This window comes from Streptomyces sp. NPDC059853 (genome assembly GCF_042731495.1).
Lineage (GTDB): Bacteria > Actinomycetota > Actinomycetes > Streptomycetales > Streptomycetaceae > Streptomyces.
In genome coordinates, this window is record NZ_JBHWJL010000199.1 from 1 (window position 1) to 9,810 (window position 9,810).

Annotated in this window: 10 protein-coding genes; 3 read left to right on the forward strand and 7 right to left on the reverse strand. The window is 76.2% G+C overall.

Features of this window, described 5'->3' with window-relative positions:
• Both ACFV5N_RS19430 and ACFV5N_RS19435 read right to left on the reverse strand, forming a co-directional pair.
• On the reverse strand, positions 1-1,457 hold a 1,457-nt coding region (locus tag ACFV5N_RS19430; protein WP_385601219.1), incomplete at its 3' end, for an FtsX-like permease family protein.
• On the reverse strand, positions 1,454-2,212 hold the full coding sequence (locus tag ACFV5N_RS19435; RefSeq protein WP_385601221.1) for an ABC transporter ATP-binding protein: 759 nt from the start codon (positions 2,210-2,212) through the stop codon (positions 1,454-1,456). The genes ACFV5N_RS19435 and ACFV5N_RS19430, both read right to left, overlap by 4 nt.
• Before the next feature lie 103 nt (positions 2,213-2,315).
• Here ACFV5N_RS19435 and ACFV5N_RS19440 point away from each other — a divergent pair, with 103 nt between their 5' ends.
• Both ACFV5N_RS19440 and ACFV5N_RS19445 read left to right on the forward strand, forming a co-directional pair.
• Complete coding sequence (locus tag ACFV5N_RS19440) at positions 2,316-3,386, forward strand: nitronate monooxygenase (RefSeq protein ID WP_385601225.1); 1,071 nt, start codon at positions 2,316-2,318, stop codon at positions 3,384-3,386.
• Positions 3,387-3,422: 36 nt separating this feature from the next.
• A complete protein-coding gene (locus ACFV5N_RS19445; protein WP_385601227.1) occupies positions 3,423-4,178 on the forward strand; it encodes a sensor domain-containing protein in 756 nt (251 codons plus the stop codon).
• 196 nt (positions 4,179-4,374) lie between these two features.
• On the opposite strand, the gene rsgA is transcribed toward ACFV5N_RS19445, so the two are convergent.
• The 3 genes from rsgA to ACFV5N_RS19460 form a co-directional block, all read right to left on the reverse strand.
• Positions 4,375-5,382, reverse strand: coding sequence for a ribosome small subunit-dependent GTPase A (gene rsgA / locus ACFV5N_RS19450; protein ID WP_385601245.1), 1,008 nt, complete (start codon positions 5,380-5,382; stop codon positions 4,375-4,377).
• Between the two features lie 14 nt (positions 5,383-5,396).
• Positions 5,397-6,743 (reverse strand): 3-phosphoshikimate 1-carboxyvinyltransferase, encoded by a 1,347-nt coding sequence (gene aroA / locus ACFV5N_RS19455; protein WP_385601230.1) that lies wholly within the window; start codon positions 6,741-6,743, stop codon positions 5,397-5,399.
• Between the two features lie 70 nt (positions 6,744-6,813).
• The gene (locus ACFV5N_RS19460; RefSeq protein WP_385601233.1) at positions 6,814-7,536 is read right to left on the reverse strand and encodes a M50 family metallopeptidase; all 723 of its coding nucleotides are present in this window, start codon (positions 7,534-7,536) and stop codon (positions 6,814-6,816) included.
• 146 nt (positions 7,537-7,682) lie between these two features.
• Between ACFV5N_RS19460 and ACFV5N_RS19465 the strand changes: the two genes are divergently transcribed.
• Positions 7,683-7,946, forward strand: coding sequence for a hypothetical protein (locus ACFV5N_RS19465; RefSeq protein WP_385601236.1), 264 nt, complete (start codon positions 7,683-7,685; stop codon positions 7,944-7,946).
• 250 nt (positions 7,947-8,196) lie between these two features.
• Here the strand turns inward: ACFV5N_RS19465 and ACFV5N_RS19470 are convergent, their stop codons facing one another.
• Both ACFV5N_RS19470 and ACFV5N_RS19475 read right to left on the reverse strand, forming a co-directional pair.
• Positions 8,197-8,640, reverse strand: a complete 444-nt coding sequence (locus ACFV5N_RS19470) for a peptidoglycan-binding protein (RefSeq protein WP_385601239.1) — start codon at positions 8,638-8,640, stop codon at positions 8,197-8,199.
• 164 nt (positions 8,641-8,804) lie between these two features.
• A partial coding sequence (locus tag ACFV5N_RS19475; protein WP_385601241.1) for a helix-turn-helix domain-containing protein occupies positions 8,805-9,810 on the reverse strand: 1,006 nt, incomplete at its 5' end.

Sequence of the window (9,810 nt, forward strand, 5' to 3'; positions counted from 1 at the left end):
GGCCCACCCCGTGGTCCCGGGCCGTCGGCCGCGACGTCCGGCGCGCCGGAGGCGGATGTCCCGGTGGCGCCGGGCCGGGCGGGCGGCTTCGGGGCGGGCGGCCGGCGCCGCAGGGGGAGGGGGTGGCTCGCGGTGCGGGCGGGGCCGGGGTGCGTGGTCGGTGCGGGCGGCGGGGGTGTGGCGCGGCGGGTGTCCTGGGCTGGGCCGGCGGGTGGCCGGCTCGTTCCGGAGCCTCGCGGGGTGGCGGGGCGGCCGGAGGCAGCGGTGGCCGGGAGGGCGGCCAGGGCGACCGCCGCCACCGTGAGGGCCGCGGTGAGCAGGGCTGCGGGCAGCGCCCACGGCACCAGCGGCAGGCCGAGCCCGGCCGTCGCTGCCTGGGCGGCCACCGGGCGCCACAGCAGCGCGAACACCGGGACCGCCAGCGCCGCGCCCAGCAGCGCGGCGGGGACCGCCACCGCCGTCGCCTCGCGGCAGACCGTCGCGCGCAGCTGGCCCGGCCGGGCGCCCAGCGCCCGCAGCAGGGCGAGTTCACCGGCGCGGTGCCGCAGGGCCCGGGTGATGAGGGTCGCCAGCACCAGTCCGGCCACCATCACCACCGTGCCGCTGATCGCGCCGAACAGCGCGAGCAGATCCCGCCACAGCGGCGCGGCCGCCAGGGACTCGGCCGTGCCCCGGTCGTCGCCGGTGAGGACGCGCAGCGCCCCCGTGTCGTCCGCCGGGCGTTCCTCCGCGGGCCGCGCGTCCACCGCGCCGGCCGCGTCCAGGGCCGCCCGGACCGCCGCCTCCAGCGCACCGGCCGATACCCCGGGGCCGGGCAGCACCCCGATCGCGTCCACGGTGTCCGGACCGCCGAGCCGGGCCGCCTCCCGCTCCGTGAACCACAGCGCGGCCGGGCCGTCCGCGACGCCCACTACGCGGTAGCCGGCCACCTGCGCGCCGACCGGCAGCGCCAGGTCCGCCGACGCGACCACCTCGCCCGCCGCTTCCGGGGCCCGCCCCTCGCGCAGGCCCCACGGGGCCAGTCCGGCCGCCTCCCACGGCCGTCCCGTGAGGGTGGTGCCGTCGTCCGCCCGCACCCGGAACTCCCGGTCGGCGACGACCCGCGCCACCTCGGGCAGCGACCGCAGCAGGTCCGTCACCCCGGCGGGTATCCGCAGCCGTTCGGGCAGCGGGGCCTGCGCGCCCCGGTGGCGGGTGGTCTGATCGGCCGTCACCACGACCGGCGCGGCCGCGTACCGCCCGACCTCGGGGCGGCCCAGCGCGACCGTCGTCACGGCGAGCGCGAAGCAGCCCAGCATCAGTGAGGTGGCCAGCACGGCCACGAACACGGTGCGCCAGGAGCGCCGCTGGTGGCGCAGCGCCGCCCGGGCCAGGACCGCCGCGGCGCCCGCGCGCCCCTTCGCACCCCGCGCACTGCGCGCACCGGAGTGCGCGCGGTCTCGGGTGGTGGCGTTCACGCCGCCACCTCCCGCAGCACGCCGAGGACCGCAGGGGCGGACGGCGCGGCGAGCCGCCGGACGATCCGTCCCCGGTCCAGGACGATCGCCTCGTCCGCGTACGCGGCGGCGGCCGGGTCGTGCGTCACCATGACGACCGTGTGGCCGTGCGCGTCCACCGCGCGGCGCAGCAGGGCGAGGACGTCGTCCGCCGTCACCGGGTCGAGGGCGCCGGTCGGTTCGTCGGCGAAGATGATCTCCGGTTCGGTGATCAGGGCGCGGGCGATCGCCACCCGCTGCCGCTGGCCACCGGAGAGCCGGTGCGGGGGTTCGGCGGCGCGGTCGGCCAGCCCGACCTCGTCCAGGACGCGCAGCGCCCGCGCCCGCGTCCGGTCGTCCCGTTCGTCCGCCCCGGCGAGCAGCAGCGGCAGCGCGGCGTTCTGGAGCGCGGTCAGGGACGGCACCAGGTTCAGCTCCTGGAAGACGAACCCGATCCGGTCCCGGCGCAGCCGGGTGAGCGCCTTCTCCCGGAGCCCGGCCAGCGGCGTTCCGGCCAGGTGGACGGTGCCCGCCGTGGGCCGCTCCAGTCCGGCCGCGCACCGCAGCAGCGTGGACTTCCCCGACCCCGACCGGCCCAGCACCGCCAGGAACCGGCCGCGCGCCAGCTCCAGGTCCACCCCGTCCAGCGCCGGCCCCGGCCCGCCGCCGCCCGGGTACACCCGGCGCACGCCGTCGAGCCGCAGCGCGGGGCCCGCCCCTGTGTTCTCTTCTCGCATGGCCAGAACGCTAGGAGCGGCGGCCCGGCTGCCACGAGCCTGCCCGCTCCCCTGCCGGGGGTGGAGCGGACTCCACCCCGCTCGGGGTGGTTACGCTGCGGGCATGTTCGAACTGCGTGAGCTGGACATCCCGATCGTGCAGGCGCCGATGGCCGGCGGGCCGGCCACCCCGGAGCTGGTGGCGGCGGTGGTACGGGCCGGGGGGCTCGGTTTCCTGGCCGCCGGCTATCTCACCCCCGAGGCGCTGGCCGACCGGGTGGCGCGCACCCGGGAGCTGGTCGGCACGGCGCCGTTCGGCGTCAATGTCTTCGTGCCCCGCCCGCTGCCGGACGATCTCGGCCCGGTGCTGCGCTACCGGGCCCAACTGGCGGCGGAGGCCGAGCGGTACGGGGTGACGCTGCCGGAGCCGGACGTCCACGACACCGACCACTGGGAGCCGAAGCTGGCACGGCTGCTGGCCGATCCGGTGCCCGTGGTCTCGTTCACCTTCGGCGCGCCGCCGGCCGCGACGGTGGCGGCCCTGCGCGATGCCGGGACGGCCGTGGTGTGCACGGTGACCACCCCCGACGAGGCGGCGCGGGCCGCCGCCCTGGGGGCGGACGCGCTGTGCGTGCAGGGCCCGGAAGCGGGCGGCCACCGGGGCTGCTTCGACCCGGAGGCCGACCCGGACGACACCCCGCTGCCGCTGCTGCTGGAGCGGGTGCGGGAGGTGACGGACCGTCCGCTGATCGCGGCGGGCGGGCTGGCCACCGGCGCGGACATCGCGGCCGTGCTGCGCCGGTGCGACACGGTGGCGGCGGCGCAGCTGGGCACCGCCTATCTGCGGGCGCCGGAGGCGGGCACGGGTGCGGCCTACCGCGCCGCGCTGGCCCCGGGCGCCTTCGCGTCGACCGCCGTGACCCGCGCGTTCTCGGGCCGCCCGGCGCGCGGTCTGCGCAACCGTTTCCTCGACACGTACACCGCCACCGCCCCGGCCGGGTACCCGCTGGTGCACCAGCTGACCCGGCCGCTGCGGGCGGCGTCGGCCGCCGCCGGGGACCCGCACGGGCTGAGCCTGTGGGCGGGTACCGGCCACCGGCACAGCACCGAGGAGCCCGCCGGGGAGCTGACCCGCCGGCTGTGGCGGGAGGCGGAGGGTGTACTCAGCACCACCCCGGGCCGACGTCCCAGGTAGCTGGTGAACCCGGCGCCCCGGCGGGAGGGTTGAGGCATGAGCTTCTCCACTCCCCCGGCCGGTGGCCGGTTCCGGCGCGAACTGTCGTACCTCCTGCGGGGCCTTCCGGTGGGCCTGGTGGCCTTCACCGTGGCCGTCACCGGCTTCGTGCTCGGCGTGGGCACCCTGGTGATCGTGTGCGGCATCCCGGTGCTCGCCGGTACGCTGCGCGCCGCCCGGGGGATGGCCGTCGTGGAGCGGCGTGAGCTGGCGGCGCTGCCGGGCCGGCCGCTGCCGCCGCACCACTACCGGACCACGGGCGGTACGGGCCTGGGCCGTGTCGTCCGTTCGCTGGCCGAGCCGCAGTCCTGGCGGGACCTGGCGCACATGGTGGTGGCGCTGCCGCTGCGGGTGGCCGGGTTCTGCCTGGCCCTGGTCTGGACGGTGGGCGGGGCGGGCGGGGTGCTCTTCGTCGCCTGGGGCTGGGCCCTGCCGCGCGGCGAGGACAATCGGGGGCTGGTGGAGCTGCTGACCGGGAACGACACCTACGCGGCCGAGGCCGTCTTCATGACCGCCGTCGGCGCGGTGCTGCTGGCGACCTCGGTGCCGGTGGTGCGCGGACTGGTGGCCCTGCACCGCGCGCTGGCCAGTGCGCTGCTGACGAACCGTACGGCCGCCCACCGCGCCGCCGTCGCGCGGCCCGGCACGGCGACCGACTCCTCCGCGGCCGACTCCTCCGGGGCCGCTTCGTGGGGGACCGGCGCCGCCGAGGCGACGGTGCCCGTGCCCGCGACAGCGACCGCGACGCCCTGACCCGGGGCCAGGACCGGAGCCGGAGCCGGAGCCGGAGCCGGAGCCGGGGCCAGAATCGGGGCCAGGACCAGGACCGGAAACAGGGCCAGGACCGGAGCCGGGGCCAGGACCTGGGCCCCGGCCAGGACCGGTTTGCGGCAAGGCCCCGCCGTCCGGTCCCAGGCGGCCAGTCGCCCGCCGTCCGGTCCCGGGGCGGTCAGTCGCCCGCCGTCCGCTCCCGGGTCGCCAGCAGCCGCCGCAGCGAGTAGAGCCGCGCCGGATCGGCGTGGCCGTCGGCCACCCACGCGTCCAGCGCGCAGTCCGGCTCGTCGTGGCTGCACGCCCGGGGGCAGCCCTCGGCGCCCGGCTCCAGGTCCGGGAAGGCGTGGATGACCCGGGACGGATCCACGTGGTTCAGGCCGAAGGACCGCACACCGGGGGTGTCGATGACCCAGCCGGCGGCGTCCGGCAGCGGCAGGGCCAGCGCCGAGACGGTGGTGTGCCGGCCGCGCCCGGTCACGGCGTTGACGTGGCCGGTGGCCCGCTGCCGCTCGGGAACCAGGGCGTTGACCAGGGTGGTCTTGCCGACCCCGCTGTGCCCCACGAAGGCCGTGATCCGCCCGGCCAGCAGCTCCCGCACCGGCTCCACCGAGGCCGCGTCCTCGAAGCGTTCGGCGCTGGTCACCACGTGGCGCACCCCGAGCGGGGCGTAGGTCTCCAGCAGCGGCCCGGCGGGGGCGAGATCGGCCTTCGTGAGGATCAGCAGCGGTTCCAGCCCGGCGTCGTAGGCGGCCACCAGGCAGCGGTCGATCAGCCGGGGCCTGGGCTCCGGGTCGGCGAGCGCGGTGACCACCGCCAGCTGGTCGGCGTTGGCGACCACCACCCGCTCGTACGGGTCGTCGTCGTCCGCCGTGCGCCGCAGCACCGACGTGCGCTCCTCCACCCGCACGACGCGCGCCAGGGTGTCGCGCCTGCCGGACAGATCGCCGACCACCGCGACCCGGTCGCCCACGACCACGGCCTTGCGGCCCAGCTCGCGGGCCTTCATGGCGGTCACGGTCACCTCGCCCACCAGGCAGGTGATGCGGCCCCGGTCCACGGTCAGGACGAAGCCCTCGGACGCGTCCTCGTGGGCCGGCCGCCGGTGGGTGCGGGGGCGGCTGCCGTGCCGGGAGGGGCGGACCCGGACGTCGTCCTCGTCGGTGTGCTTGCCGTACCGGCGCATCGTGAGCCGCCCGCCTATCCGCGCCCCGCCAGCATGCCGTGCCACAGTTCGGGGAAGTCCGGGATGGTCTTGCCGGTGGTGGCGATGTTCTCCACCTCCAGGTCCTTCACGGCCAGGCCGAGCACGGCGCCCGCGGTCGCCAGCCGGTGGTCGTCGTAGGTGTGGAACACCCCGCCGTGCAGCGGGCGCGGGCGGATGCGCAGCCCGTCGGCGGTCTCCGTGACATCGCCGCCCAGCGCGTTGATCTCCCGGGTGAGCGCGGCCAGCCGGTCGGTCTCGTGGAGCCGGAGGTGGGCCACGCCGCGCAGCACCGACTCGCTCTCGGCCAGCGCGGCGACCGCCGCGATGCCGGGGGTCAGTTCGCCGACGTCGCCGAGGTCGATGTCGATGCCGAGGATCCGGCCGCTGCCGGTGAGGGTCAGGCCCCGGTCGTCCAGCACGCAGTCGCCGCCCATCGCGGAGAAGATCTCGCGCAGCGCGTCGCCGGGCTGCGTGGTGTGGAACGGCCAGTCGGGGATGGTGACGCTGCCGCCGGTGATCAGGGCGGCGGCCAGGAACGGCTGCGCGTTGGAGAGGTCCGGCTCGACGACCAGGTCGCGGCCGAGCAGCGCGCCGGGCGCCACCCGCCACACGTTCGGCTCGCCGCCCGACTCGGGGGAGTCCACCTGGGCTCCGGCCCGGCGCAGCATGTCGACGGTCATCCGGATGTGCGGCAGGGAGGGCAGGACGGCGCCGGTGTGGCGCACCTCCACGCCCTGGTTGAAGCGTGGCGCGGACAGCAGCAGGGCGCTGACGAACTGGGAGGAGGCGGAGGCGTCCACCTCGACCGGGCCGCCGTCCAGGGAGCCGGCGCCGTGCACGGTCAGCGGCAGCGCGCCGCGGCCCTCGTCGTCGATGCGGGCGCCGAGCGCGCGCAGCGCGTCGATGACGCCGTGCAGCGGGCGTTCGTGCGCGCGCGGGTCGCCGTCGAAGCGGACCGGGCCCTCGGCGAGCGCGGCCAGCGGCGGCAGGAACCGCATCACGGTCCCGGCGTTGCCGACGTCGACGGTGGCGGGCGCCTGCGGGGTGGCGGGGATGATCCGCCAGGACTCGCCGCGCCCCTCGGGGCCGCCGGCGACGGCGGAGCTGGAGGAGACGGTCTCCTCGACGCCGATGCCCAGCGACCGCAGCGCCTCGGCCATCAGCAGCGTGTCGCGGGAGCGCAGCGGGCGGCGGATCCAGCCGGGGTCGGCGGCGAGCGCGCCGAGGATCAGCGCGCGGTTGGTGACCGACTTGGAGCCGGGCACCGTGACGGTGGCCTCCACCGCTTCGGAGGCGAGCGGGGCGGGCCAGTGGCCGGTGGTCAGGCTGTGGTCGGTCATGGTGCTTACTTTAGTGCGCGGCGGACGGTGATCGGCGTGCGTGGGCCCCGCCCGGGGGAGGCCGGAGCGGTCAGGGAGCGGCGGCGTCCAGCAGGCTGCCGCCGCCGGCTATCAGGCACGCCAGCACGACGGCGTGGAAGAACAGCAGCCAGATCAGCGCGGGCATGCGGGTCAGCCGCGCCAGCTGGTCGGCGTCGGAGTCACCGGCGCCGCCGCGCCGCCGCTTGGCCTGGAGCTCCCACACCGGCCGCACCCCGCCCAGCAGCAGGAACCACACCACGCCGTAGGCGAACGCGGCCTGCACCTCGGGGTCGGTGAGCCAGGAGACGAGGAGGAACAGCGCGCCCGTGAGCAGCACGGTGAGCATCCCGTAGGCGTTGCGCACCATGACGAGCAGCGCCAGCAGCAGCGCGGTGGCACCCCACAGCAGGGCGGTGATCCGGCCGGCCGACAGCAGGGCGGCACCGGCCAGGCCGAGCAGCGAGGGCGCGGTGTAGCCGGCGGCGGCGGTGAGGATCATGCCGAGGCCGGTGGGCTTGCCCCGGGAGACGGTCAGCCCCGAGGTGTCCGAGTGCAGCCGGATGCCCTCCAGTTTCCGGCCGGTGAGCAGGGCCACCAGGCCGTGGCCGCCCTCGTGGGCGATGGTGATGGTGTTCCGTGCGACCCGCCACACGCCGTAGGGCGTGATGACGGCCAGCGCGACGGCGGCGGTCGCCAGCACCAGCCACAGCTCGGGCGCGGGCTGGGTGCCGGTGACCCGGTCCCACAGCTCCGAGAGGTCAGCGATCTCCACAGTGCCCCTCCCCTTTCCTCGGTACTCCCCGGATCCCCCACTCCTGCCAGGCGATCCTATGGGAGGCTGCCCACGGCCCGTCCGGGCCTGTGGACAACAAGTGAAAGCGTGAAAACGCGGCAGCGGAGAACGGACAGGGGGAACGCATGGGCGTGCTGGTGGTGCTCGGCATCGTGGTGCTGGTGATGGGGGCGGGGGTCGCCGTCCGGGCCTTCCGGGGCGGGCAGCCGAAGGGCGGCGGCCGGCGGTCGGGCGGTACGGGAGGGGCGGACTCCGGTGTGGCCTCCCACGACAGCGGCAGCGGCGGGTCGGGCTGGGGCTGGACCTGGGGAAGCGACAGCGGGAACAGCGGCGACGGCGGCAGCGGGGACAGCGGCGGCGGTGACGGGGGCGGCGGAGGCGGCGACTGACCCGGCCCGTACGGCACCGGGACGTCCCCGGCCGGCACGGCGGCGCTCGCGGATCCCGCCGCCGGGGCATGCCCCTCCGGGGCGGGGTGGCCCGCCGTGCGGTGTTCCGCACGGTTTCCCCATCGGGCCACCCCGGGTCTGCCGGGGCCCCGGCCGCACGCTCCGGCCGGAGCACCGGGCCCCGCCGCGACCACCCGCCGCATTGCCGTCAGCAGTCAGCAATGTCTGCGGGCACGCCGCTCGGTCGTGGTCAGCGGAGGTTGCTCGCCCAGGTCTTGAACGCCCGCTGGGTCCCCGGCCCGGCGAGTCCGTCGATCGGACCGTCGTAGCCGGCCGTGCGCAGCAGGCGCTGCAGCGACTGAATCGTTCCGCCCCCCACGACGCCGTCGATCGCCCCGGTGTAGCCGTAGCTCCGGAGCATGCGCTGCATGGCCTTCCAGCTCTCGGTGCCCAACTGCCCGTCGACCGCCCCCGTGTAGCGGTAATAGACCTTCAGGTAGTTCTGCACGTTCTTGGCCTGGCTGACGGTCAGGCCGAGGTTGACCACCGCGAGCGGAGCGGCTTCGGCGGTCGCCACCGTCTGCTTCTCGCTCGGGGCGGCCACCGCGGTCCCCGCGGTCACCAGGCTGCCCGCGCCCACCGCGAAGGCGGCGGTCGCCGTGACAAGAGTCCTCGTTATGACCTTCGAACGCATTCTTTCCCCTTTATCCGGTCGCGAGGGGCAGCGCGGTACGGCTTGCAACGTTCTCCCCCCCCAACGGCACTCCCTGGCCGGAGCGCCGCTCGCTTGCTGACGAGTCCATTCCATCGGCGCGGCCCGGCGTGGGCCAGGGGCGCGGGGCGGAGTGGCGGCGGTGATCAAGAAGCCTGGCGCTCCTGGTCAAGGACGCGGCGGGTGCGGGTGGGGGTGGTGCCGTAGTGCTGGGTGTAGGTGCGGGTGAAGTGGGCGTGGGAGGTGAATCCCCAGCGGTGCGCGATGGTGTGGATCGGGGTGCGGGCGTGGGCGGGGGCGGTGAGGTCCTGGTGGGCCTGTTCCAGTCGGCGGCGGCGGATGTAGGTGGCCGGCGTGGTGCCGGTGCGCTGGAAGAGCCGGTGCAGATGGCGGGTGGAGATGTGGTGGTGGGTGGCGATGGCCGTGGGTTTCATCCCGGGGTCGGCGAGGTTCTTCTCGATGAACGCCTTGATGGTCAGGAGCAGGAGGCGTTCCGCCGAGTCCGGGTCGGGCGGCGGACCCGCGTCCAGGGACTGGGTGATCACGCCGGTGACGAGATCGCTGACGATGGTGGCCAGTTGCGACGCGTCGGAGGGCCGGTAGGTGTGGTGCTGTGCGGCGAGATGGCTGAGGTGGTGCGCGAGCAGCCCGCCGAAGCCGCGGGTGCCGGACAGCGCGCGGCCCAGGATCCGGCCGGCGGGGGTGCGCGGGGGCAGGCGCAGCCGTCTCTTGGGTATCTCGACGCAGTGCCCGCTGAGCGGCAGACCGGGCGAGGTGGCCCGGACGGTGAAGGGCCGCGAGGTGTCCACCAGGTACAGCTGGCCCGGCCCGGTGACGTCCCGCACCGTGTTCTGGCTGACGGCCAGGGGATTGGCGCCGGGGGCGAGCAGCGCGAGGTGGAGGAGTTCCGGGTCCGACTGCCGGATGAGGCGAGGGGTACGGCGGGCCGCCACGGCCCCCATGGTGACCGGGAACACATGGATGTCCTCCAGCGCGATCAGCCGCATCCGGCCCGCGAAGTCCGTGGTGCGGTCGCTGGTGATCTCCATCGGGGCGATGACGGTGCTGAGGGCGTGGTGCCAGTAGTCGAACCGCTCGCCGGGCTCCAGATGGTCACTGTCCAGCACGGTGGAGGGAAGCATGCGGCTCTCC